This window comes from Bradyrhizobium sp. USDA 4506 (assembly GCF_054058795.1).
In genome coordinates this window covers 7,172,287-7,196,537 of the sequence record NZ_JBSSBM010000002.1, presented here as the reverse complement: position 1 = coordinate 7,196,537, position 24,251 = coordinate 7,172,287, and the positions used below count along the sequence as shown (strand labels likewise).

Genomic DNA, 24,251 nt, shown 5'->3' with positions numbered 1-24,251 from the left:
GAGGCGCAGGCTGCACGCCACGCCCACAGCTGTCGTCCTGGCGAAAGCCAGGACCCATATGTGGACGGCCCCCGTGGCACAAGAGCTGTTTGGTGAGATCGGATCGCTTGCATCCATATGTCCGGCCTGTTGGGTGCGATCGAATGGATCGCTGGCCAAGATGGTTTGCGCGATGCGAGTTCCAAACAACCACGCGGCCTGTTGGCGGCCGATGGGTCCTGCGGACTGTCTCGCATCGTTGCTCGATCGATCGCTCCATCTGCTCTTGCAGCTCCGGTCGGCCGGCGAGCGAGCCCGCCGGCTAATCGATTAGGCGGCGGCTGTCATGGGATTCATCCGTGCCGCCTCGTAACTCTCGCCCGTTGCCATCAGCTTCCAGGCGATACGGGCCACTTTGTTGGCGAGCGCCACGGCCGCAAGCTTCGGCGGCTTGCGCTTGATCAGGGCCAGCAGCCAGCGCGAGTGATGACCGCGTCCCCGCCTGGCCTGCTGGATCACCGCTGTGGCCCCGACCACCAGCAGACGGCGCAAGTTCTCATCGCCAGCCCGCGTGATCTTGCCAAGCCTGGTCTTGCCAGCGGTGGAGTGGTCCTTGGGTGTCAATCCCAGCCAGGCCGCAAAATGACGACCAGAACGGAACGTGCGCGGATCAGGTGTCTTCATCACCAGCGCGGTTGCAACGATCGGACCGACCGAGGGGATCTGAGCCAAGCGCCGGCCCGTGGCATCGGCGCGGTGCCAGGCCATCAGCTTGGCCTCAACCGCCTCCAACTCACCCTCGAGCCTGACGCGCTCCCGGCCCAGCACCACAAACAGCTCGCGCGCCAGAACCGGAAGCGTCTCGTCCTGCGCAATCCGCACCAGCAGGGGTTCGATCGCGTCCAGTCCCTTGGGGGCGATCAGGCCATACTCCGCCGCGTGGCCGCGTATCGTATTGGTCAGCTGGGTGCGCCGGACGATCAATCCGTCGCGGACACCCATCAGCATCAGCGCGGCCTGCTGCTCGGCCGTCTTCACCGGCACGAAGCGCATGCTCGGCCGGCTCATCGCTTCACACAGGCCTTCTGCATCCCGCCCGTCATTCTTGTTCCGCATCACGTAGGGTTTGACCAATTGCGGTGCCATCAGCTTCACCTCGTGACCGAGCTTGGAAAGCTGACGCGCCCAATGTTGCGAAGCCCCGCAGGCCTCCATCCCGATCACAGTCGGCGGCAATTTGGCGAAGAACTCCAGCACTTGTTTGCGCGACAGCTTCTTGCGCAGCACCACCTGCTCCGCCGCATCAACCCCATGCAGCACAAAAATATACTTCGACGTATCAATCCCAATGCGGATAATCTGGTTCACGGACGGCTCCCTTGTATGAGATCTAGACAACCTCATTCTGGCACACTGATGCCGTAGGGGGCCGTCCACACCATCAACCACCGCATTTGATCATGAACGGGATCGTGGCCCCAGCGTCGCGCAACAAGTCTCATTTGGGGTAATGGGTCCCGGCCTTCGCCGGGACGACGACGGCGGGGATGCGTCGTAATTCAAGAAGTCAAACAGCGCGGTGTCATCGCCCGCGTGGCGAAATGGATTCCGGGCTCATGCTTCGCATGCCCTGGAATGACGGCGCGTCCTACTCCGCTCCATCGATAATCACAAAATCCCCCTCCGAGTATTTCTGCCGGATCGCCTTCGCGGCCTGATATTCAGGGCAGGTGTAGCATTCCATCGCGGTGGCGCGGTCCCTGAATTCGATGACGAAGTTGCGCTGGCGCGTTGCGCCTTCCATCACGTCATAGGGGCCGTTGCGCACGATGAAATTGGCGCCGTACTTTTCGAACACCGGCATCGCGGCGGCGAGATATTCGGGATAGCGGGCTTCATCGTGAACCGTGACGTGCACGATCCAATAGGCTTTCGGCATGATGGTCTCCGGTTGACGCGTGCTTCAAGAAACTATGGCGCGCCTCCTCGCGAGATGCGCCACAGCATCAGAAAATTCCGGAGGCCGAGATTCAATTCACGATCGCGCGGGTGTTGTGTGACATGCCGGTGAATTGCCGCCCGCGAGCCGCGCACTTGCAGACGTCGCTGTGACGACGTCACGGACCAGATCGAACACACCGTCCGCCTCGGGCGGCATGTTCGGCGAGCGGCCGAGGCGGACGATGACGATGTGCTGCGACGGCACGATAATCACATATTGCCCGATCGTGCCCTTGGCGAAGAAGGCATCGCGCGGCCAGCCGTGCTCGACACGGAAGCGAGCGCCAAAGCTGTCGCCGAGATTGGTCCAGAAGCCCGCGCCATAGCCGACCCAGGCATTCGGCGTCGGCGATGCCGAGTACTTCACCCAGCCCTCTGGCAGGATGCGCTTGCCGCCAACCACGCCGTCATTGAGATAGAGCTGACCCAAGCGCGCCCAGTCGCGCGCGCTCGCCATCATCGCGCCCGATCCTTCCGGCGTGCCCGCAGCATCGAACTGCATCACGACATTGCGCATGCCGAGCGGTCCGAACAGCTCCTCACGCGCGAAGCGCATCACATCAGTCGCATGCCCGCCGGCGGCGTTGCGGATCAGGTGCGAGAGGATCAGGTAGTTGCCGTCGTGATAGTTCCAGACCCGGCCGGGCGCGCTCTCCAGCGGAGCGCTCTCGGCGAAGGCGGCCATATCCGATTCCATGAACTTCATGCGGTTGACCGGCTCGAGCACGGATGCCAGCGACGCCTGCAGCGAGCTGCCGAGCGCAAGCCCTGCGGTGTGGCGCAACAGCTCGTCGACCGTGATCGCGTGGCGCGGATCGTCGGGATTCCGCCAGGCCGCGATCGGGACCGGCTGGTCGCGCGTCAGCCTGCCCTCGCGGACGAGGATTCCGATCAGGGCCGTGATCGCCGACTTGCTCATGGAGAAGCCGAGCAGCGGCGTGTCGATGCCGATGCCGTTGGCGTAGCGCTCGGCGACGATGCGGCCATCCTTCATCACGACGACAGCGCGGGTGTGGCGGAACGGCGGCTCCGCGGGCTCGGCAAAGGCGCGGTCGAGCGCGGCCGCAAGCTGCGGGGTTTGCGGCGCGACGAGCGCGGGGCCGGCGATCTCGGGCAGCTGCGCGGCCTGCGGCCTCAAAGGCGTCAACGCAGTCTCGCCCAGCGTCTCGCCATGTTCGAGCGTGCAGCCCATGCCCTCGCGATAGACCGCATGGCTGCGGCCGAGCCCGAACAGCGTCACGGTGACATCCTTGCGATCGAGGTCGACCTCGGTGTCCATCGCCCAGGTGATCAGGCCGGCGCCCGGCATCGCGTCCGTGGTCTCGGTCAGATTTCGCCTGGGGTCGAGCCCGCTGACGAAAGTCTCCGAGCAGATCACATTGGCGACAAAGCCGGTCGCGACCTCAGGCACATCGCGGGCGCGGGCGGCGGACAGCGCCAACGCACCGAAGGCGGTGGTGGCGGCGAGAATGAGAAAGAGCTTTCGACGGGTCACGGGATCCTCCGGCATGGCGCAATGGGCGCGTGGCCGGATCAGGCCGCAGGTGGCGGGAGAGCGCTCGCCGGATTTGGAAATCGGGCTGGCCGAGGATTGGAGGCGACTGGTCGATTCTGGAATTCTACAGCGATTACAAGGGCCTGTAATCACGACGCCCCTTACCTTCTCCCCTTGTGGGAGAAGGTGGCGCGGACGAAGTCCGCGACGGATGAGGGGTCTCTATCCGAGGAGACAAACCCCTCACCCGGCTTCGATGCTACCGCATCGAATCCACCCTCTCCCACAAGGGGAGAGGGTGCAGCGGTATCCGCCGCAAGCAGGACATCTACACCGCGCTTGCCTTCAGCTTCCGGTACTCTGTCGGGGTCACGCCGGTTGTCGCCTTGAAGGCGCGGTTGAAGGGGCCGAGCGACTGGAAGCCGGCATCCATGGCGATGGTGATGACCGGGACTTCGGCCTGGGAAGGATCGGCGAGCGCCGCCTTGGCCTCCTCGATCCGGTGGTTGTTCAAGAAGACATTGAAGTTGCGGTAGCCGAGCCGCTGGTTGATCAGCCGTCGGAGACGATATTCGGGGATTTTCAACCGGGTCGCCAGCGCGCCGATGGTGACGTTGTCATGGCGGTAGATCCGCTCGTCCGCCATCAGCCGCATCAGGGCATCGACCAGCTTGCGGTCGGCCGCCTCCTCGGCCGCGGCCGGCTTCGTCGGCACGACGGCCTCCGCCGGCACCGTGAACAGGTCGGCGCCGTCGACGCGCATCATCGCCCAGGTGATTGCGGCCACGATGGCGGTGAGCACGGCCGCGTTCACCAGGTTGGCCCATTCCACGGTCACGCGGCTGCCGGCATAGGCAATCTGAAGCAGCGCATTGAATCCGCCGTACAGCGCAGACGCGGCGACGATGAAGACGCGGACACGGCGGCGGCGCTCGACCAGATCCGCCGACCATGATCCGATGGTTTGCCCCACCGCGAGCGCAACGAACACGAGCGTGAGCGAATTGACCATGGTGATCGCGAGCCGCGCGTGACCGGCGGGTGCAATCCACATGCAACTGACGAAGCTGTAGGCCACGACCGCGGCCCAGATCAGGCCGTGCCACCAGCGCAGCACAAACGCGTCATCGAACAGCGCGCGCGTGAACAGCCAGAACACCACGATATCGCCGGTCGAGAGCGCGATCAGGGGCGCATGCCAGTCCGAGACCGGCGGCCCGGCACCGATCGACGCAGTCACCGCATGCGCGGCCGAACCGAGCGCGAAAGCGGCCGCAAGGCGCCCGGCAAGCGCCTTGCGAAAATCAGTGATCAGCAAGGCGGCGAGCACCAGCAGCAGCGCCACGCTGGCGCTGCGCAGGCAGAGTTCAAGTGCAGGCCAATGTGAAGCAGCCGATGTCATCGCCGGACAATCGTCGGTCGGACGTGGTTTTTCAAGATGGCCGGCGCTGCCAGCGTTGACGCGACGTCACCCAGATATCGACGACATCACCCTCGAGCTGGCTCGGCCCCTCATTCACGGCACCGAGCCGCCGCGCCACGGCCTGGGAAGCTGCGTTGGCCGGATCGATGCAATGGATGATGCGGTCGACCGTGAAGTTGTCGAAAACCCAATCGATCGCGGCCCGCGCCGCCTCCACCGCGTAGCCCTTGCCGCGGTGCTCTTTGGCAATGCCCCAGCCGACCTCGAAGCCCGGCCATTCCGGCGGATAATACGGGCCGACGCGCCCGATGTAGTGGGCGGAAGACTTCTCCTCCACCGCGAACATGCCGAAGCCGTATAGCGCCCAGTGGCCCGAGATGACGGCGGCATTGCGCCAGCCCTTCAGCTCAGACGTGACCGGCTGGTGATCCGGCGTAATGAAGCGCGCCGTCTCGGGATCGGACAGCATCCGCGTGTTCCCAGCAATATCCGATGCGCGCCACGGCCGCAGGATGAGCCGCGCGGTCTCGATCACGGGACCGTCGACCTGCAGCAGACTTGCGCCTGGCTTGATCAGAGAAACCATGACTGTCTCCGGTTTCCAAGTTTGAACTTGCTGCCATCGAGAGCAGGTGCAAGCCACAAGTAATTCGTCGTCCCTGCGAAAGCAGGGACCCATAACCACCGATAACACTTGATGAGCAGGGCTGGGGCCCCAGCCTTCGCAAGACTAGCATCGGTGGTTATGGGCCCCGGCTCGCGCGGAGCCTGTCATCGGGCGGCGCTTCGCGCCGACCCGTTGGCTTGGCCGGGACGACGGATAGAGAGTATGATCACGGCAAGAGAGTATCATCGCTACACTACTGTAAGGAGTCCGACATGAGTTGGCAGCCCTCGACCGATCCCGAACTCGGCGATCCCAAGACCTGCGACGCGCTGGATCTGATCATCGTGCCGCGCACCCGCGATCTCGGCGACGGCTTTGCGGTGCGCCGCGCATTGCCGCACGGCAAGCGGCAGATGGTCGGGCCCTTCATCTTCTTCGACCATTTCGGGCCGGTGCAGTATCTCGCCGGCAAGGGCATGGACGTGCGGCCGCATCCGCATATCGGGCTCGCCACCGTCACCTATCTGTTCGACGGCAGCATCATGCACCGCGACAGCGAGGGCAACATCCAGGAGATCCAGCCCGGCGCGATGAACCTGATGACCGCGGGCCGCGGCATCGCGCATTCCGAGCGCACCCCCGACGTGCAGCGCCGCGACGGCCAGAAGATGCTGGGCCTGCAAAGCTGGATCGCGCTGCCGGCGGGCAAGGAGGAGATCGCGCCGTCGTTCCAGCACTATGGCGCCGGCGATCTGCCGATGATCTCCGAGCGCGACTTCACCGCGCGCATCATCGCAGGCTCCGCGTTCGGCATCACCTCGCCGGTCAGCATGGTCTCGCCCTGGTTCTACACCGAGGTGACCGCAAAGGCCGGCACCTCGGTGCCGCTCGACCCCGATCACGAGGAACGCGCGATCTACCTCGTCGACGGCGAGGTCGAGATCGCGGGCGACCGCCACGAGGGGCCGAGGCTCCTGATCTTCCGGCCCGGCGACCGCATCACCGTCAAGACGCTGCGGCCGACCCGCATGATGTTCCTCGGCGGCGACGCCCTGGAAGGGCCGCGCCACATCTGGTGGAATTTCGTCTCGTCATCCAAGGAGCGGATCGAGCAGGCCAAACAGGACTGGAAAACCGGGCGTTTCGCGCAGGTTCCGCACGAACACGAGTTCATTCCGCTACCGGAGTGAGCTATTTCCTGTGATAACCTCGAACGCCCGCACGCCTCGTGCGGGCGCTCGTCTTTGCAAAGCCACCTAGAAAGACCCTCGCCCATGACCGCGATGCTATCCAGCGATTTGCCCCTGCCCCGGATCGGCCGCGGCAAGGTGCGCGATATCTACGCCGTTGGCGACGATCGCGTGTTGCTGCTGACCACCGATCGCATCTCGGCATTCGACGTGGTGATGGCGGAAACCATTCCGATGAAGGGCGCGGTGCTGACCCAGATCAGCGCCTGGTGGTTCCGGCAGCTCGAGGGCACCGTGCCGCATCACATGATCAGCGCCGATGCCGACGAGATCATCCGCGCGGTGCCTGAACTGAAGGATCATCGCGCCGACATCCTCGGCCGCGCGATGCTGTGCAAGCGCACCACCGTGTTCCCGATCGAATGCGTGATCCGCGGCTACATCTCCGGCTCGGCATGGAAGGAATACGCGGCCGATGGCACGCTTGCCGGCGAGAAGCTGCCGGCCGGCCTGGTCGAAAGCCAGAAGCTCGAGCCCGCGATCTTCAGTCCGGCGACCAAGGCCGAGGCCGGCCATGACGAGAACATCACGGTCGCGCGGGTGCGCGAGATCGTCGGTGCCGACGTCGCTGCGACGCTGGAGAAGATGGCGCGCGACGTCTATAGCTACGGCGAGCAGACCAGCCGCGCCCGCGGCATCATCATCGCCGACACCAAATTCGAGTTCGGCCGCGACAAGGACGGCCGCATCATCCTGATCGACGAGGTGATGACGCCGGATTCGTCGCGGTTCTGGGCGGTCAATGCCTACAAGCCTGGCCAGTCGCAGCCGAGCTTCGACAAGCAGCCACTGCGCGACTATCTCGACGTCGAGCGCCGCGCCGGTCGCTGGAACGGCGACGCGCCGGCCCCGCCGCTGCCGGCCGGCGTGGTGGATGCGACGAGCAAGCGGTATCTGGAAGCGTATCGCCGCGTGACGGGAAGCGAGCTGAAGGTTTAGCTGCAGCGCCGTTGCGAGCCAACGGGTCGCGCGAAGGCGCGCCCGATGACAGGCTCGGCGAAGCAATCCATGGCGCCACAAGCCGAGGCATGGATTGCTTCGTCGCTACGCTCCTCGCAATGACGGCTGAGGTGTTGCAACGAACTCACCTCTGATGCCACTCTCCGGGCACAACAAGAACAGCCCAGGGAGCGCCCCATGTCCGATGCCGATACCGTGCTCGTCGAACGCGACGGTCCCGTCACCATCATCTCGATCAACCGTCCGCACAACCGCAACGCCGTCGATGGCGCCACCGCGCGCAAGCTGTATGACGCGTTTCTCGCCTTCGATGCGGACGCGAGCGCATCCGTCGCGGTCTTCACCGGCACGGGCGGCTATTTCTGCGCCGGCGCCGATCTGAAGGCGGTGGCGGCGGGCGATCCCGAGAAAAAGCGCGAGGTCGGCGGCCACGACACGATCGCGCCGATGGGACCGAGCCGGCTGCGGCTGTCGAAGCCGGTGATCGCCGCGATCGAAGGCTTTGCGGTCGCCGGCGGCATGGAGCTCGCGCTGTGGGCCGACATGCGTGTCGTGGCCGAGGACGCAACCTTCGGCGTGTTCTGCCGCCGCTTCGGCGTGCCATTGATCGATCTCGGCACCATCCGCCTGCCGCGACTGATCGGCCATTCCCAAGCCATCGACCTGATCCTCACCGGACGCCCGGTCGGCGGCGCTGAAGCCCACCGGATGGGGCTCGCGAACCGGCTGGTGCCGAAGGGCGAGGCCCGCGCCCACGCCATTGCGCTTGCCAAGGACATCGCGAAATTCCCGCAGACCTGCCTGCGCGCCGACCGGCTGTCGGCGCTGCGGCAGTGGGATCTCGAGGAGGAAGAGGCGATCAGAAACGAGATGCGCGGCGGGCTCGACGTGATCGCCTCGGGCGAAACGCTGTCGGGCGCGGCGCGCTTTGCCTCCGGCGTCGGCCGTCACGGCGCCTTCGGCAGTGAGGGCGGCCACGGCTGAAGATCGCGTCTCGCTAGCCTTCTCCTTCCCCCTGAAAGGGGGAAGGCCGGGATGGGGGTCAGCCGCAGGCGACGCTCTGTGCGGAGAGAGCAGATCCCCACCCGCTCTGCTCTGACGAGCAAAGCGACCTCCCCTTTTCAAGGGGAGGTCCGAGCCATTTCCGCGGCGCTGGGTTTCGCTTGCTCTGCGCGAGAAGCGAAATGCGCGCGTTGAGAATTGGTTGTCACAAAAATCCTGTTGTCGTCCTGCGCCGGGCTCGTCTACGACTGGCGGCGAAAGTTCAGGACATATTTTAACGTGATTAGTCGATCGCTTTATTTCGGCTCGCAAACGCGGCGGGCCATGCACGACGTGCTCGGCGGCGGCGCTGCCAGTGTGCTCGGCATCACGTTCGGCCTGTCCTACGCGCTCTTGATCTTCGCCGGGCCATTGTCGCCCTATCTGTCATACGGCGTCGCGGCGACATTCATTTCCTCGGCAGTGCTCGCGACCTTCATCGCACTCGGCAGCTCGCTGCCCTTCGCGGTCGCCGGCCCCGACACCTCCACCGCGGCAGTGACGGGAATCCTGATGGCCTCTCTGGTCGAGCGCGTCAGTGCCGCCAATCCGACGGCGCCGCTGCTCGCGCCGGTGCTGATCACGCTCGGGCTCTCGACCATCGTCACCGGCATCGTGCTGTGCTGCCTCGGGCTGACACGGTTCGGCCGCGCCATCCGCTATGTGCCTTACCCTGTCGTCGGCGGATTCCTCGGGGCAACCGGCCTGTTGATCGTGCTGGGCGCGATCAGGGTGATCACCGGCTACCCCGTGCAGCTCGGCACCCTCTTCCACTTCACCAACATCATCACGATCTCCGAGCTCAGTGCCGCCTGCGCGATGGCGCTGGTGCTGTATCTGACCTGGCATCGCTCGCGCACCCCGTTCGGTCTGCCGATCATCCTGATCGGCGGCGTGATCGTGGCGCACCTCGTATTCTGGATCATCGGCATCACGCCCGAGGAAGCGCATCTGACCGGCTGGACCTTCGAGCCGCCGCCGGCATCGACCTTCATGCTGCCGTGGCACATGGCCGAGCTTGCGCAATATCCGTGGTCGGCGGTGCCGGACCTGCTCGGCAACATGATCGCCGTCGTGTTCGTCACCGCGGCGAGTACACTGTTCAACACCACCGGCATCGAGGTCGCGGTACATCGCGAGGCCAATCTCGAGCGCGAGCTCAATATCACCGGCTTCGCCAACATCCTGACCGGCGCGCTGGCCGGCTATGCCGGCTGCATCTCGGTCAGCCGCTCGATCCTGAATTTCTCCAGCGGCGGACGCGGCCGGCTCTCGGGGCTGACGGTCGCTGCGATCTCGCTGCTGATGCTAGCGGTGGCGCCGCAGCTGCTCGGCTACATGCCGAAATTCGTGCTCGGCGGCCTCCTGATCTATCTCGGCGCCGACCAGCTGCATAAATGGATAATCGAATCGCGCAAGCGGCTGTCGCAGACAGAATATGTGTCGCTGCTCGCGATCATCGCCATCATCGTGACCTGGGGCTTCGTGCCCGGCATCCTGATCGGCATCATCATCGGCTGCGCCACCTTTGCGCTCAGCGCGGCGCGGGTCGAGGCGATCAAATACGGTTTCGACGGCTCGGAATATCGCAGCTCGCTGGATCGCTCGCGCGACGACCGCGAGGTGTTGTCGGCCCATGGCGGCAAGATCCAGGGCCTGACCCTGCAAAGCTATCTGTTCTTCGGCTCCGCCAACCGCCTGTACCAGCACGTCAAGGCGCTGCTGCGCGAGCACCCGGAGTGCCGCTATCTGCTGTTCGATTTCAAGCTCGTTACCGGCGTCGATTCGTCGGCGGCCTACAGCTTTGCGCAGATCAAGCGCAGCGCGCACGAGGTCGGCGTCGAGCTGGTGCTGGTGCATCTGTCGGCCAAGGCCGAGCAGGTGCTGCGCTCCAGCGATTTCATCACAGAGGGTGTTACCGTGATCGACGAGCTCGATCGCGCGCTTGAATGGTGCGAGAACCAGATCATCGCGCAGCACCAGGAGCTCGCGCAGGAGGAAGCCGACCTGCGCGGCTGGTTCACGGGGATGCTCGACAGCGAAAACGACGCCGACGCACTGATCCGGCGCTGCCAGCGCATCGAGGTCGACGCCGGCGAGGTCATCGTGCACGCCGGCGACGCCGCCGATTCCATGCACTTCATCCTCGACGGCCGTGTCGGCATCATGGTGCCCGCCGAGGACGGCCGCTCGACCCGAGTGCGCAGCCTCGGCCGCTACACCACGATCGGCGAGATGGGCCTCGTCTCGCAAGCCCCGCGCAGCGCCACCATCCAGGCCGAGATGGCGAGCGTGCTCTATGTGCTGAACACCCACCAGTTCGCCGCGATCCGCGACGAGGACCCCGAGCTCAGCCACAAGCTGCTGACCTATTTCGTGTCGGTGATGGCGGAGCGGCTGACGTTTGCCAATCGCACCATTGCGGTGCTGCGGCGCTGAGAACGTGTAGCCCGGATGGAGCGAAGCGAAATCCGGGGTTATCGCCCCCCAGCAATATGGGTCCCGGATTTCGCTTCGCTCCATCCGGGCTACGACGCTGAAGCGAGGACGCGGATACGCTACAGCAACCCGCGGCTTTCGCTCGCCGCGAGTTCAGCCATCAGCGCCTTATCCTGATAGCGCGCGAGCGAAAGGCTGCGGGCGAAGGCCGGCACGGGCGCGCCGACGATGGCACGGGCGCAGAGGTCGCCGGTGGCGCAGGCGCCCATCGTGCCGTAGCCGGAGAGCGCGGTGGCGAGGAACACGCCCGGTGTCTTCGCAGCGCCGATCAGCGGCCAATTCTCTCGCGTCATCGGATAGTACCCGCCGTAATGCACGCGGTCGCGCGGCAGCGCGCCGAGATATTGCGCGAGCTTTGGCTGCAGCCGGCTCGCCGCGCGCAGCACGACTTCAGGGAAATAGAGATTCAGCTCCGGCTCGCGAACCGGCTCGGTGGTCAGTTCCGCGTTGAACGCCCAGCCGAGCTTGATCCACTCGCCGTGATCGCCGCCGTCGGGCCGGCAATGGATGCTGCCCGGCATCGGCGCCAGCAGACGCGAAAATTCCGGCGCCGCTGACAGCGCCTCACGCTCGTCATCAGCCCAGGCCAGCGTCTGGCCGTCGAGATCGATCGCGAACGGCATTTTTCGATCGACCGCGCGGTTGCGGTCGGCGAACGCGATCTTCTGCTGCAGCACATTGACGATCGGCAGCTCTTCGCCATGCATCGCCGCGACATGCGCCGCGAACGGGCCCGCGGCGTTGACGATGACGTCGGCCTTGATGGTCTGCCTTGAGCCATCGGCCTGCACATCGACGACAAAGCGGTCGGTTTTCGCGATGCCGAGCACCTTGGCCTGCTGGAATTGCGCGCCGAGCGGACGCATCGTCTCCAGCATGTACTGGCCGAGCTGCTGGCCGCTGATGTCGCCCGCGCGGCGGATATGCAGCGCGGTCGCGACCTCCTTGTCGAAGCTCGGATAATGCACCTGGATCAGGTCGCGGCCGAGCAGGACGTCGACCCCGTCGGGCGCACTCTGCCAATCCGCCGAATGCGGCGGCAGATAGCCTCGGCCGTCGCCCTCATGCATGCGGATCAACTTTTCGGCCTGCGCGCCGTAACCGGCATGGAGCTGCCGCAGCAGCTCTTCGGGCTTCTCCTCGCGCGTGACCAGAAGATAGCCGCGCCGGGTCATGTGGATGCGGTTGTCGCTGCGGCGCGCGATCGCCTCCATCAGGTCGGTGGAATGGTTGGTGAAATCGGCCATCGTCGGATGCGGCCACCAGTTGCGGTAGTTCTCGCCCGACTGCGCCGAGGTCAATGCCATCGGCTGACCTTCGTCGACGATCAACAGGCGCGAACGTTTGTGCTGAACGGCGAGGTAATAGGCCGTGGCGATGCCGACGATGCCCGCACCGATCACCAGGATTTCGACGTCATTGGTCTTCACGCGCACTCTCCTGCGGCCGCGCAGCGCGGCCCGCGAACATTCACATTGTCTGAACGACGATCAGGCAGGGCGACCCTCGCCTGCATCGCGCAGCGCCTGGCGCTGCGCCGAGCGCAGCGTCTTCTGCGTCTCCTCGATATGATCGCGCAGCAGCCGGACCGCCTTCTTGACCTCGCCGTCGCGGCAGAATTCGAGCAGCCGGTAATGCTCGCGCTGCGGCCGCTCCTTGCCGGTCGCCTGCGATACCAGCGCCCGGGTGAAGCGGCCGACATGGCCGTAATTCGCCTCGATCATGCTGAGCAGGCGCGGGCGATTGCACGGCGCGTAGAGCGTGGCGTGGAATTTCCAGTTGAAGGCGCCCCATTGCGCCGGATCCGGCTCGGCATCGTAGGCGCGGAGGATTTTCGTCGCCTCCTCGAGATCGATCTCGCCCATGGCCGGGATCGCCAGGCGCAGCGCGTGGCATTCGAGCGCGATCCGGATTTCGAGCAGCTCGATCACCTCGTCGATCGACAGATCCGAGACCACCGCGCCGCGATTGGGCAGGAAGGTCACAAAGCCCTCGGCCTCGAGCTGGCGCAGCGCCTCGCGCACCGGGATGCGGCTGGTCCCGAACCGCGCGGCAAGCTCGTCCTGACGCAGCTGCAATCCCGGCGCGAGCTCGCCCGAGCTGATCGCGGCCCGCAATGCCTCGCGCACGGCGTCCGGTGCGGAGCCGTGGGGTCCGGCCCCTCGATGGCTGGTGACGGTTGCGGGCTCCATCCGGCTTCTCTCTCACTGTGCGGCGGGCATCGAGATATCCGCTATGACCATGATTGTATAAAATCAGTTTGTCGATTATGCAATACCGACGTATAAAATCTGACCTCATCGTATCCAACATTACCAGCGTTCGCGAGCGCCCGATGCATCAAGCCACCAAGCGATTGATCTGCCTAGCTTTTCTTGCGACGACGGCGTCCACCCCGGCACAGGCCCAATCGTCCGGCGGCACCCTGGCCAAGATCCGCGATGCCGGCGAAATCCGGCTCGGCCACCGCGACGTCTCGGTCCCGTTCTCCTATCTCGACGACAACCAGAAGCCGGTCGGCTTTGCGATGGACCTTTGCACCCGGATCGTCGATGCGGTGAAGGCCGAGCTCAAGCTGCCGGCGCTGCAAACCAGGCTGCAGCCGATCCAGCTCTCCACCCAGATCCCGCTGATCGAGAACGGCACCATCGACATCGTCTGCGGTCCCGCCACCAATACGCTGGAGCGGCAGAAGGTCGTCGCCTTCAGCAACACGATCTTCGTGTCGAGCATCCGCGCGGTGGTGCAGAAGGACGCGCCGATCAAGACCTTTGAGGATCTCGGCGGCCGGCCGGTCTCGCTGACCTCGGGCTCGACCTCGATCGGACTGTTGAGTGCACGGGCCCAGGAGAAGAACTTTCAGACCAAGAACATCCTGACGGCGGACCACGCCGCATCGTTCCTCGCGCTGACCACCGGACGCAGCGAAGCCTTCGTGATGGACGACATTCTGCTGGCGAGCCTGATCGCCGGCAGCCGCAACCCTGCGGACTGGCGCATCATCGACGACAGCCTGCGCACCGAGCCCTACGGGCTGATCATCCGCAAGGGCGATCCGGAGTTCAAGACGCTGGTCGACAAGACGCTGGTCGCCATGATGAAGAACGGCGAATTCCAGGAGCTCTACGCAAAATGGTTCACGCGGCCGATCCCGCCGAAGAACGTGAACCTGAATTTTCCGATGACGGCGCCGCTGAGGGATGCCGTCGCCAACCCGAACGACAAGGGCGTGTGACGCAATCGCCGGATCGGCGGCGGATCTTTCGCAACACAGCCGGGACGACTGAGCGGCCACCGCACACCAGCGTGTGGCGCGCGATGGCCCTCGGCTTTTCTGCTAGAAATCCACTGTCATGGAAAGCCACAGCGTCCGCGGCATGCCGCTGATTACATAACCGGTTGGATTGCCGATCCAGTAGTGCTTGTCGAACAGATTGGTCAGTGACGCCCTGAAGGTGGTCGGACGCCCCGCGAGGGTCGTCGCGTAGCGCGCACCGATGTCGAAGGTCGCCCAGGCGGGAACGCTTTGGACGTTGTCGGCATTGACATAGGCCCGGCTGGTGTAGATGGCGCGCGCCGTCGCGGTGAGGCCGGGCACGAAGGGCGTATCCCATTCGACACCGAGATTGCCCTGCAGGTCGGGCGCGCCGATCGCGTGATTGCCGTCGTAGAGGTGGCCCTGCGTTTGGGTAAGCCGGGCATCAAGCCAGGTCACGCCACCGAGAACGCGGACGCCGGGCGTGACCTCGCCGAAGGTATTGAGCTCGATACCGCGGTTTCTCTGCTCGCCATCCAGACTGTAGATCTTGGTGACGGGATCGATCACACCGCTCGGTTGGCTGATCTGGAACGCCGCAAGGCTCGCACCGAAGCCTCCGAGATCGAGCTTCGTGCCGACCTCGACTTGTCGCGTCTTGAACGGCGCAAACACCGCATTGGTATTCACCGCGCCAGAGGGCGGCGTCGGCCCCGGCGTCAGCCCTTCGATGTAATTGGCATAAAGCGAGAGTTGCTTGATCGGCCTCACCACCAAGGCGATCGAAGGCGACGTCGCGCTATCGTCGTAGTGCGTTGTTTCCAGGCCGCTGACTGGATTGAAGCTGTTCGCGATCACCTGCTGCTGGCGCGCGCCCACGATCACCTGCAACAGGCCCCCCATAGTCGTGATGGTGTCGGCAACACCGACGCTACGCAGCCCGAGGAAGCCGGACTTGCCCTCCGCGAATGTCGATACCGGCGTGCCGGCGGTCGTCAGCAAGGTCGGTCTGTAGATGTTGGTCAGGTAGGTCGCGTAGTTGGTCTGGCCGAGCCAGTCCGTCCGGTTTTGCGCGCTGCCGCTGACCACGACCTCGTGGCCGACAGGACCCGTGTCGAAACGCGCGCGTATACCCGCCTCGCCGGAGGCGCCCTCCGACTTGCCGGTCTGGAACCGTGACGTGCCCAGGGCATCGCCTGCGGTGTTGAGCAGCGTGGCACCGGGATCTTCCTGCTTGTCGTAGCGGAACTGGTTGCCGCCGATCGCACCAAACAGGGTGACGCTGTTGCTGAGATCGTATTCGGCCCTGGTCAAGCCGGTCAGGCTCTGCGACCGCGCATAGTCAAACGGCTGCGCGAGATTGATACGCGGATCGGGGGCGCTCGGCATGGCGATGCCGGGCACGGGCGTGTAGCCGCGCTGGGCCGCCTTCATCCAGTCGTCCTGGGAGATGATGTCCGCCGACCAGCGAAAGCGCTCTCCACGATAGTCCACGCCGAGCGAGCCCACGCCGTTGCGCGCCGACTGCCGATCGATCGTGGTGTTGCCGCCATCGATCCCGCCGTTGAAGCGAACGCCCCATTCCTTCTGTTCGCCATAGCGGCGTGCGAGGTCCAGCTCCGTTCCAAAACGTCCATCCGAGATGTAGCCGGCGGTCAGGCGCGTGATGTCCTCCGCCGCCCGCTTCGTCACGACATTGACCGTGCCGCCGATGCTGCCTTGCGGAGCCATTCCGTTGAGAAAGGCACCCGGCCCCTTGAGCAGCTCAATGCGCTCGATGGGAGCCGGATTGACGCGGTAGGCTGGAACGAGGCCGTAGAGTCCGTTCAAGGCGATTTCGCTGTTCTCGACCCGGAAGCCGCGAATGGTCAATGCGTCGTAACGGTTGCTGCTGCCGATCGCAGCACGCACCGACGGATCGGAATTGGTCAGCACTTCCGCAACGCTTGTTGCCTGCTGATCGCGGATCGTCTTCGCGGTGTAGCTCGTCAGGCTGTACGGGGCCTCCATATAGTCCTTGTTGCCGAGCAGGCCGAGTTGCCCGCCGCGCGCGACCTGGCCGCCGATATAGGGCACAGGTAACGCCGCCTGCTGCGCGCCGGCCGTCGGCGTGGCCGCAGCCTGCGTCGCGTGCTCGCGCCTGCTCACCTGACGCAATGCCGACGAGCGCACTGAGTGCGACGACGACGGCCTCCGAACCGGCGTGGCTCGATGCTGCGGGGCGGTGACGACGACTGGAGGCAGCGGCGCAACACTGCTCGCGGGTGGTTGCTCCGGAGACTGGGCGAGCGAAGGGACCGCGGAAAGGAGGAGAGACGCGCACGCGAATTGGAATGCGCGTGGAGCGTTTGAACTGACGAGCATGAGGTCCCCGGATTCTTCCTGGCTTCGCCTCGAACATCATCAGGGTTCGAGCACGACCACCGGGGCATAAGCAGCATGCGTTGTGAGGCCAACTAGAACGCATCTAAGCGACGGGGATAAAGCTTGCCGCGCAAGACGACATTGATGCGGCAGATTCCGCGTTTCGCTTATTCCGTCCTTGAAATGGCGAGGCGCGTACGCGGTTCGATCGCCCGACAGACGCTCTCGAGGTTAGAGAGATTCTTGATGCAATCGTCGCTGCGCTCCGCGCGATACATCCAATCGTCGTGATGAATTGTCGCAGACCGCGAATGCCGGCGGACGGAGCGATCGACAACGACAATCGATGAATTCACGGGCATGCGTCCCCTCGCCCGCCAGGGCGAAGGGACACGCAGCCCGGCGATCAGACGCCGGCCATCATCACGTATTTGATCTCGACATATTCATCCATGCCGTGGCGCGAGCCTTCGCGGCCGAGGCCCGATTCCTTGACGCCGCCGAACGGCGCCACTTCGGTCGTGATCAGGCCGGAGTTGACGCCGACCATGCCCGACTCCAGCGCCTCGGCGACGCGCCAGACGCGGCCGATGTCGCGCGAATAGAAGTAGGAGGCAAGGCCGAACGGTGAGGCATTGCACATCGCGATCACGTCGGCCTCGTCCTTGAAGCGGATCACCGGCGCGAGCGGGCCAAAGGTCTCTTCGTGCGAGACCAGCGCGTCCGGCCGCACATCCGACAGCACCGTGGGCTCGAAGAAGCTGCGGCCGAGCGACGAGCGCTTGCCGCCGGTCACGATCTTGGCGCCGCCCTTCACCGCATCGGCAATGTGCCGTTCGACCTTCTCGATCGCTTCCATGTTGATCAGCGGCCCCTGCGTCACGCCCTGCTCCGTGCCGTCGCCGATCTTCATCTCCGCGACCTTCTTCGACAGCTTCGAGACGAACGCGTCGTAGATCTTGTCCTGGGCATAGAGACGGTTGGCGCAGACGCAGGTCTGGCCCATGTTGCGATACTTCGAGACGATGGCGCCTTCGACGGCGGCATCGATATCGGCGTCGTCGAACACCACGAACGGCGCGTTGCCGCCGAGCTCGAGGCCAAGCTTCTTCACGCCGACCGCCGCCTGCCGGTACAGGATCTTGCCGACCTCGGTCGAGCCGGTGAAGCCGACGAAGCGCACCGCCGGATGCTCGCACAGCACCTTGCCGATCGGCGGCGCATCACCGGTGATGATGTTGAACACGCCCTTCGGCACGCCGGCCTTCTCGGCCAGCGCAACGAGCGCGAGCGCGGACAGCGGCGTCTCGTTGGCGGGCTTCAGCACCACGGTGCAACCGGCCGCCAGCGCCGGCGAGACCTTGCGGGTGATCATCGAGTTCGGGAAATTCCATGGGGTGATGGCGCCGCAGACACCGATCGGCTGCCGGATCGCGAGCAGGCGCGCGTCCGGACGCTGGGTCGGGATCGTCTCGCCATAGACGCGACGCGCCTCTTCCGCGAAGAATTCGACATAGGCGGCGCCGATATCGACCTCGCCGAGCGCTTCCGCCAGCGGCTTGCCCTGCTCGGAGGTCAGGATCAGCGCAAGGTCCTCGCGGTTGGCGATGATCAGATCAAACCACTTGCGCAGGATGTTGGAGCGCTGTTTCGCGGTCAGCTTGGCCCAGGCCGGAAACGCGCGCTCGGCGGCCTCGACGGCCTTGGTCGCGTCATCGGCGCTCAGCTGCGGGATCTTGATCAGCTCGACGCCGGTCGCCGGATTGTTGACGGCGAATTCGGGGCTGCCGACCCAGGCGCCATCGATATAGCAGCGGTCGCGCAGCAGCGAGGGGTCCTTCAGGCGGCTTTGCAGGGAGGATGCTGCGGATTGGGTGGCGCGTGCGGCAACGGGCGGGGTCATGGCGTTACTCCTGTCATTTCTGGAATTTCTTGGGGGTGTTCGCCGCCTATATAAGCGGAAAGCCGCTGCGATGCACCGGCGCCGGGCGCGACCCTGCTTGGACGCAAACGCGGCGCGATTGTTGGAGGGTTGTCATTCCGGGGCGGCTCTAAGAGCCGAACTCGGAATCTCGAGATTCTCGGTGCGCAGTTGCGCACCTGAGGGTTCGATGCTGCGCATCGCCCCGGAATGACGGCTCTGATCAGACCGCGCCGCCGGACATATAGGTTTCACGACGCCCGATCATGCGCTCGGCCGCGGCCTTGGCGTCCGCCTTGGTCGAGGTCGCGCAGGTCCGGTATTCGAGGTCGGCCTGCGCCCGCGCATCGCGGCGGCCGAACCAGGATTTGGCGCCGGTCTGCAGCAGCGCCAGCGCCCGCGCGACATTCTCGACGGCCTCGAAGGAGTGCAGTGCGCCGGTACCTGCGTAGCGGACTTCGTAGAGACCTGGGCTGATCGGCGCTTCGATATTCTCGCCGCGGCCCGGCCGCGGATAGCGCTTCCATTCACTCCATGTCGAAATCATTGCTGCGCCCCCGCAAGGCGGGAAATGACGAATCTTTTCGTCAAATCCGGTCCAATCCGCCGCACCGTTTGTGCAGCGATCTGAATGCGTTAATGCAAATAATCAGGTACGAAAATCATTCCTTGATCACGTTACCGTGGCCACCCGCGAAGGTCACCGGAACTTGCTCGAAGTCCCCTGCAAAATCTGCGCGCGTGGTGAACGCCTCCCGACCAAGGCCGTTCCTAGCGGCCGGCCTTCACGACATCGCGACGTCGTCGCATCGCGCCCGCCTTGCGGGAGCGGAAAAGCGGGAGGATGATCCGCCCACTTCAAAACAATAAACCCCACCGGAGGAAGCCCCCAATGCAGAGCAAGGCTCAGATCGATCAGGTATTGCGCCAGAAGAGTGAGGCAAAGGAAATTCCCGGCGTGGTCGCCATCGCGGCCACCGGCAAGGACGTGATCTACGAAGGCGCGTTCGGTAAGCGCGACCTCTCCAAGAGCGATCCCATGACGGCGGACAGCGTGTTCTGGATCGCCTCGATGACCAAGGCGGTGACCTCGGCGGGCGCGATGCAACTCGTCGAGCAGGGCAAGCTCTCGCTCGATGAGCCGATCGGCAAGCTGTTGCCCGATCTCGCCGCGGTGCAGGTGCTCGACGGCTTCGACGCCAAGGGCGAACCGCAACTGCGGCCGGCGCAAAAGCCGATCACGCTGCGCCAGCTCATGACCCACACCGCCGGCTTCGCCTACGACATGTGGGACGGCAATCTCGGCAAGTATCTCGAAAAGACCGGCACGCCCGGCATCATCACCTGCCTGAATGCCGCGCTCAAGACGCCGATCATGACCGATCCCGGCACGCGCTGGGAATACGGCACCAATATCGACTTCGTCGGCAAGGCGGTGGAGGCCGCATCCGGCAAGAAGCTCGATGCCTATCTGCGCGACAACGTGTTCGCGCCGCTCGGCATGAGCGACACCGCCTTCAAGATCTCCGACGACATGCGCAAGCGGCTGGTCGGCATGCATGCCCGCGGCGAGGACGGCACGCTGGCGGCAATCCCGTTCGAGCTCGAGCAGAATCCTGAATTCCACATGGGTGGCGGCGGCCTGTATTCGACCGCGGCCGACTACATCAAGTTCTGCCAGATGATCCTCAACAAGGGCAAAGGCAACGGCAACCAGGTGCTGAAGGCCGAGACGGTCGCGACCATGGGGCAGAATCACATCGGCGAGCTCACCGTCGGCAAGATGACGACGGCCTTGCCGATGTACACCAACGATGTCGATCTCTATCCCGACATCGTCAAGAAGTGGGGACTGAGCTTCCTCATCAACACCGCCAAGACGCCGGAAGGCCGCAGCGCCGGCAGCCTCGCCTGGGCGGGCCTTGCCAACACCTATTACTGGATCGATCCGTCGCGCGACGTCTGCGGCGTGATCCTGACCCAGCTGTTGCCGTTCGCCGACAAGCACAGCCTGGAAGCCTTCGCAGGCTTCGAGAAGGGCATCTATGGCCGGGCTCGACGCCGGCAGCGGGCAAAGGGCGGCGTAAGGCTCGATGAGATAAGTCGTACCAGCCGTGACGGGACTCCTCTCCCTCTCCCCGTTCTTACGGGGAGAGGGTTGGGGTGAGGGGCCACTTCCGCACAGACGGTCGCAATTGGACTCGCAGAGACTCCCCCTCACCCGGATCGCATCTTCGATGCGATCCGACCTCTCCCCGCACGCGGGGCAAGGTGAAGCGGAACCCGTCGCCGCCACAATCGAAAAACACACCCGCCATAGGTCGGGCCTGTCCCACCGACGCCAAACGACTAAGATCACGCAAAAAGCGTGACGACACGAACACGACCACGAGGAGGACGAGCTTGGCACCCACACCCAAGGGAGACAGCAAGGCAGACAGCTATGTCTGCGGCATTTCCGATACGCCGCTGCTCGGTGAAACCATCGGCCGCAGCCTCGACCGCGCACGGGCGCGCTGGGGCACGCGCGAGGCGCTGGTCTCGCCCAGCCACAATGTGCGCTGGACCTGGAACGAGTTCGCCGAGCGCGTCGATGCCTTGGCGGCGGGCTTCATCGCGCTCGGGCTGCAACGCGGCGAGCGGATCGGGATCTGGTCGCTGAACCGGCCGGAATGGACGCTAACGCAATTCGCCGCCGCGAAAGCCGGACTGATCCTCGTCACCATCAATCCGGCCTATCGCCTCAGCGAGCTGGAATTCGCACTCGGCAAGGTCGGCTGCGCCGCGATCGTGACGGCGACCGCATTCAAGACCTCGGCCTATATGGAGATGCTGAACACGCTGCTGCCCGAGCTTGCGAGCTCCGAGCCCGGCCATCTGCGATCGGCGCGGCTGCCGCAACTGCGCGCCGTGATCCAGATCGGCGGACCGGCGGCGCCGGGCACCATTCCGTTCGATGCGGTATCGCAGATGGGCGGCGATCGCCATCGCGAGCAGCTTGCGGCGCTCGGCGAGAGCCTGCAATTCGACGATCCCGTCAACATCCAGTTCACCAGCGGCACCACCGGCTCGCCCAAGGGCGTGACGCTGACCCATCACAACATCCTCAACAACGGCTACTTCACCGGCCGCGCCATGCGCCTGACCGAAGCGGACCGCATCTGCATTCCGGTGCCGCTCTATCACTGCTTCGGCATGGTGATGGGCAACCTCGCCTCGGTCACGCTCGGCACCACCATGGTCTATCCCGGCGAAGGTTTTGATCCGCTGGCGACGCTGACGACGGTCGCGCAGGAGAGATGCACGACGCTGTACGGCGTGCCGACCATGTTCATCGCCGAGCTCGACCATCCCGACTTCGCGCGCTTCGACTTGTCGTCGCTGCGCACCGGCATCATGGCCGGCGCGCCCTGCCCGATCGAGGTGATGAAGCGCGTCAACACCGAGATGAACATGCGCGAGGTGACGATCGCCTATGGGATGACCGAAACCAGCCCGGTGAGTTTCCAGAGCGCGACCGACGATCCCTTGGAGCGCCGCGTCTCGACCGTCGGTCGCATCCATCCGCATGTCGAGGTCAAGGTGGTCGATCTCGACGGCAAGGTGGTGCCGCGCGGCGAACGCGGCGAGCTCTGCACCCGCGGCTACAGCATCATGCTCGGCTATTGGGACGAGAAGGAGAAGACATCAGACGTGCTCGACGCCAATGGCTGGATGCACACCGGCGATCTCGCCGTGATCGACGACGAGGGCTACTGCAACATCGTCGGCCGCATCAAGGACATGGTGATCCGCGGCGGCGAGAACCTCTATCCGAGGGAGATCGAGGAATTCCTCTACCGCCATCCGAAGATCCAGGACGTGCAGATCTTCGGCGTCGCCGACGAGCGCTATGGCGAGGAGCTGTGCGCCTGGGTCAGGATCAGGCAGGGTGAAACGCTCACCGCCGACGAGGTCCGCGCCTTCTGCCATGGCCAGATCGCCCACAACAAGATCCCGCGCTATGTCGAGTTCGTCGAGGAATTCCCGATGACGGTGACGGGGAAAATCCAGAAGTTCGTGATGCGCGACGCGGTCGAGCAGCGGCTCGGGCTCAAGGCGGCGAAGACGGCGTGATCTCTCTTCTCCCTCGCCCCGCTCTTGCGGGGAGAGGGTCGGGGTGAGGGGCCGCCTCCGCAAACTGGATGAAGATGAGTACGCGGAGACTCCCCCTCACCCGGATCGCATCTTGCGATGCGATCCGGCCTCTCCCCGCAGGCGGGGCGAGGCGAGAAAGAGCGGCGCCCTTAAACCAGCAGCCCCTGCTGCTTCGCCAGATCCTGCAGCGACACCAGCGGCCGGGCGCCGATGTGCTGGATCACCTCGGCGGCGGCGAGCGCGCCGAGCCGGCCGGCATTCTCATGGCCGACATTGCGCACGAGACCGACCAGGAAGCCGGCGGCGAACAGATCGCCGGCGCCGGTGGTATCGACCAGCCTGTCGATCGGCGAGGCCGGCGCCGCGACGACGCTGTCGCCTGATATCACGACGCAGCCCTTCTCGCTGCGAGTGACGACGCCGAGCTTGGTGTCCTTGCCGAACTGCTTCAGCGCGGTGTCGAAATCCGAGGTCTGATATAGCGAGTGCAGCTCGGACTCGTTGGAGAACACCAGGTCCACGATGCCCTTGCGCATCAGATCGAGGAATTCGTCGCGGTAGCGATCGACGCAGAACGAATCCGACAGCGTCAGCGCGACCTGGCGGCCCGCGCCATGCGCGATATCAGCCGCCTTCACGAAAGCGTCCTTGGCGTTCTTCGGATCCCAGAGATAGCCCTCGAGATAGATGATGCTGGCGGCTGCGATCTGGTTCGGATCGATATCGTCCGGCGTCAGATCCTGCGCGGCGCCGAGATAGGTGTTCATGGTGCGCTCCCCGTCCGGCGTCACCAGGATGTAGGAGCAGCCGGTGGCCGGTCCGGTCCTGGCCGGCGCGGTGTCGAAGGCGACGCCGGCGGCGCGGATGTCGTGGACGTAGAGCTTGCCGATCTGGTCGTCCTTGACCTTGCCGACATAGGCGGCGCGGGCACCGAGATTGCCGACGCCGACGATGGTGTTCGCGGCCGAGCCGCCCGACATTTCGGTCGCCACCCCCATGTCGCTGTAGATCGCGGTGGCGCGCGCCTCGTCGATCAGTTGCATCGAGCCCTTGGTCATGCCGTGACGGGCAAGGAACCCCTCGTCGGTCTGCACCAGCACGTCGAAGATCGCGTTGCCGATCCCAAGAACGTCGTATTTTGCGTCAGCCATAGACCTGCCCTGTGTTAACGCCACCCAACAAGAGTGGCGGCCTATCACGTTACGCCTCGGGGCAGCAAGGGAAGCTCTACGTTCCGTCATCCCGAGATCTACGTTCCGTCATCCTGAGGAGCGCGGAACGCGCGTCTCGAAGGATGCGCGGCCCCACGCCGGCCGAT

General features: G+C 64.9%; 17 protein-coding genes and 1 pseudogene. 7 read left to right on the top strand and 11 right to left on the bottom strand.

Features of this window, described 5'->3' with window-relative positions:
- Positions 1-309: 309 nt before the first annotated feature.
- From ACVIHF_RS36015 to ACVIHF_RS35995, 5 genes are all read right to left on the bottom strand, one after another.
- Positions 310-1,347 carry an IS110 family RNA-guided transposase gene (locus tag ACVIHF_RS36015; RefSeq protein WP_253605065.1) on the bottom strand — a complete coding sequence of 346 codons (1,038 nt, stop codon included), beginning with the start codon at positions 1,345-1,347 and terminating at the stop codon, positions 310-312.
- A 280-nt stretch (positions 1,348-1,627) separates the two neighbouring features.
- Positions 1,628-1,918 carry a DUF1330 domain-containing protein gene (locus tag ACVIHF_RS36010; protein ID WP_456793379.1) on the bottom strand — a complete coding sequence of 97 codons (291 nt, stop codon included), beginning with the start codon at positions 1,916-1,918 and terminating at the stop codon, positions 1,628-1,630.
- 96 nt (positions 1,919-2,014) lie between these two features.
- On the bottom strand, positions 2,015-3,475 hold the full coding sequence (locus tag ACVIHF_RS36005) for a serine hydrolase domain-containing protein (protein WP_456793378.1): 1,461 nt from the start codon (positions 3,473-3,475) through the stop codon (positions 2,015-2,017).
- Between the two features lie 328 nt (positions 3,476-3,803).
- Positions 3,804-4,877, bottom strand: coding sequence for a helix-turn-helix domain-containing protein (locus ACVIHF_RS36000; protein ID WP_456793377.1), 1,074 nt, complete (start codon positions 4,875-4,877; stop codon positions 3,804-3,806).
- A gap of 31 nt (positions 4,878-4,908) precedes the next feature.
- The gene (locus tag ACVIHF_RS35995) at positions 4,909-5,484 is read right to left on the bottom strand and encodes a GNAT family N-acetyltransferase (RefSeq protein WP_456793376.1); all 576 of its coding nucleotides are present in this window, start codon (positions 5,482-5,484) and stop codon (positions 4,909-4,911) included.
- Between the two features lie 293 nt (positions 5,485-5,777).
- Here ACVIHF_RS35995 and ACVIHF_RS35990 point away from each other — a divergent pair, with 293 nt between their 5' ends.
- From ACVIHF_RS35990 to ACVIHF_RS35975, 4 genes are all read left to right on the top strand, one after another.
- Entirely contained in the window at positions 5,778-6,695 is a 918-nt protein-coding gene (locus tag ACVIHF_RS35990) for a pirin family protein (RefSeq protein ID WP_028335539.1), read from the top strand.
- Between the two features lie 84 nt (positions 6,696-6,779).
- Complete coding sequence (locus tag ACVIHF_RS35985; RefSeq protein WP_456793375.1) at positions 6,780-7,694, top strand: phosphoribosylaminoimidazolesuccinocarboxamide synthase; 915 nt, start codon at positions 6,780-6,782, stop codon at positions 7,692-7,694.
- Positions 7,695-7,892: 198 nt separating this feature from the next.
- On the top strand, positions 7,893-8,699 hold the full coding sequence (locus tag ACVIHF_RS35980; protein ID WP_456793374.1) for a crotonase/enoyl-CoA hydratase family protein: 807 nt from the start codon (positions 7,893-7,895) through the stop codon (positions 8,697-8,699).
- A gap of 342 nt (positions 8,700-9,041) precedes the next feature.
- A complete protein-coding gene (locus tag ACVIHF_RS35975) occupies positions 9,042-11,195 on the top strand; it encodes a SulP family inorganic anion transporter (protein ID WP_456794159.1) in 2,154 nt (717 codons plus the stop codon).
- Positions 11,196-11,314: 119 nt separating this feature from the next.
- On the opposite strand, the gene ACVIHF_RS35970 is transcribed toward ACVIHF_RS35975, so the two are convergent.
- Both ACVIHF_RS35970 and ACVIHF_RS35965 read right to left on the bottom strand, forming a co-directional pair.
- Positions 11,315-12,685, bottom strand: a complete 1,371-nt coding sequence (locus tag ACVIHF_RS35970; protein WP_456793373.1) for an NAD(P)/FAD-dependent oxidoreductase — start codon at positions 12,683-12,685, stop codon at positions 11,315-11,317.
- 60 nt (positions 12,686-12,745) lie between these two features.
- On the bottom strand, positions 12,746-13,447 hold the full coding sequence (locus tag ACVIHF_RS35965; RefSeq protein ID WP_456793372.1) for a GntR family transcriptional regulator: 702 nt from the start codon (positions 13,445-13,447) through the stop codon (positions 12,746-12,748).
- 143 nt (positions 13,448-13,590) lie between these two features.
- On the opposite strand from ACVIHF_RS35965, the gene ACVIHF_RS35960 reads away from it, so the two are divergent.
- Positions 13,591-14,490: an amino acid ABC transporter substrate-binding protein gene (locus ACVIHF_RS35960; RefSeq protein ID WP_310882965.1), complete on the top strand. Its 900-nt coding sequence runs from the start codon at positions 13,591-13,593 to the stop codon at positions 14,488-14,490.
- A gap of 102 nt (positions 14,491-14,592) precedes the next feature.
- Here the strand turns inward: ACVIHF_RS35960 and ACVIHF_RS35955 are convergent, their stop codons facing one another.
- The 3 genes from ACVIHF_RS35955 to ACVIHF_RS35945 form a co-directional block, all read right to left on the bottom strand.
- Complete coding sequence (locus ACVIHF_RS35955; RefSeq protein WP_456793371.1) at positions 14,593-16,659, bottom strand: TonB-dependent receptor; 2,067 nt, start codon at positions 16,657-16,659, stop codon at positions 14,593-14,595.
- A gap of 622 nt (positions 16,660-17,281) precedes the next feature.
- Positions 17,282-18,778 carry an NAD-dependent succinate-semialdehyde dehydrogenase gene (locus tag ACVIHF_RS35950; protein WP_456793370.1) on the bottom strand — a complete coding sequence of 499 codons (1,497 nt, stop codon included), beginning with the start codon at positions 18,776-18,778 and terminating at the stop codon, positions 17,282-17,284.
- 241 nt (positions 18,779-19,019) lie between these two features.
- Positions 19,020-19,343, bottom strand: a complete 324-nt coding sequence (locus tag ACVIHF_RS35945) for a hypothetical protein (RefSeq protein WP_092080983.1) — start codon at positions 19,341-19,343, stop codon at positions 19,020-19,022.
- Between the two features lie 345 nt (positions 19,344-19,688).
- On the opposite strand from ACVIHF_RS35945, the pseudogene ACVIHF_RS35940 reads away from it, so the two are divergent.
- Positions 19,689-20,883: pseudogene (locus tag ACVIHF_RS35940) on the top strand (serine hydrolase domain-containing protein).
- Between the two features lie 316 nt (positions 20,884-21,199).
- Positions 21,200-22,912 carry an AMP-binding protein gene (locus ACVIHF_RS35935; RefSeq protein ID WP_456793369.1) on the top strand — a complete coding sequence of 571 codons (1,713 nt, stop codon included), beginning with the start codon at positions 21,200-21,202 and terminating at the stop codon, positions 22,910-22,912.
- Positions 22,913-23,082: 170 nt separating this feature from the next.
- Here ACVIHF_RS35935 and ACVIHF_RS35930 read toward each other — a convergent pair whose 3' ends face one another.
- A complete protein-coding gene (locus tag ACVIHF_RS35930) occupies positions 23,083-24,084 on the bottom strand; it encodes an adenosine kinase (protein ID WP_253605868.1) in 1,002 nt (333 codons plus the stop codon).
- Positions 24,085-24,251 lie beyond the last annotated feature (167 nt).

Excerpts from the sequence above, each read along its gene's own strand:
- ACVIHF_RS36010 (WP_456793379.1), bottom strand. The coding sequence starts at position 1,918 with ATGCCGAAAGCCTATTGGATCGTGCACGTCACGGTTCACGATGAAGCC.
- ACVIHF_RS36000 (WP_456793377.1), bottom strand. The coding sequence starts at position 4,877 with ATGACATCGGCTGCTTCACATTGGCCTGCACTTGAACTCTGCCTGCGC.
- ACVIHF_RS35995 (WP_456793376.1), bottom strand. The coding sequence starts at position 5,484 with ATGGTTTCTCTGATCAAGCCAGGCGCAAGTCTGCTGCAGGTCGACGGT.
- ACVIHF_RS35990 (WP_028335539.1), top strand. The coding sequence starts at position 5,778 with ATGAGTTGGCAGCCCTCGACCGATCCCGAACTCGGCGATCCCAAGACC.
- ACVIHF_RS35985 (WP_456793375.1), top strand. The coding sequence starts at position 6,780 with ATGACCGCGATGCTATCCAGCGATTTGCCCCTGCCCCGGATCGGCCGC.
- ACVIHF_RS35980 (WP_456793374.1), top strand. The coding sequence starts at position 7,893 with ATGTCCGATGCCGATACCGTGCTCGTCGAACGCGACGGTCCCGTCACC.
- ACVIHF_RS35975 (WP_456794159.1), top strand. The coding sequence starts at position 9,042 with ATGCACGACGTGCTCGGCGGCGGCGCTGCCAGTGTGCTCGGCATCACG.
- ACVIHF_RS35965 (WP_456793372.1), bottom strand. The coding sequence starts at position 13,447 with ATGGAGCCCGCAACCGTCACCAGCCATCGAGGGGCCGGACCCCACGGC.
- ACVIHF_RS35960 (WP_310882965.1), top strand. The coding sequence starts at position 13,591 with ATGCATCAAGCCACCAAGCGATTGATCTGCCTAGCTTTTCTTGCGACG.
- ACVIHF_RS35950 (WP_456793370.1), bottom strand. The coding sequence starts at position 18,778 with ATGACCCCGCCCGTTGCCGCACGCGCCACCCAATCCGCAGCATCCTCC.
- ACVIHF_RS35945 (WP_092080983.1), bottom strand. The coding sequence starts at position 19,343 with ATGATTTCGACATGGAGTGAATGGAAGCGCTATCCGCGGCCGGGCCGC.
- ACVIHF_RS35930 (WP_253605868.1), bottom strand. The coding sequence starts at position 24,084 with ATGGCTGACGCAAAATACGACGTTCTTGGGATCGGCAACGCGATCTTC.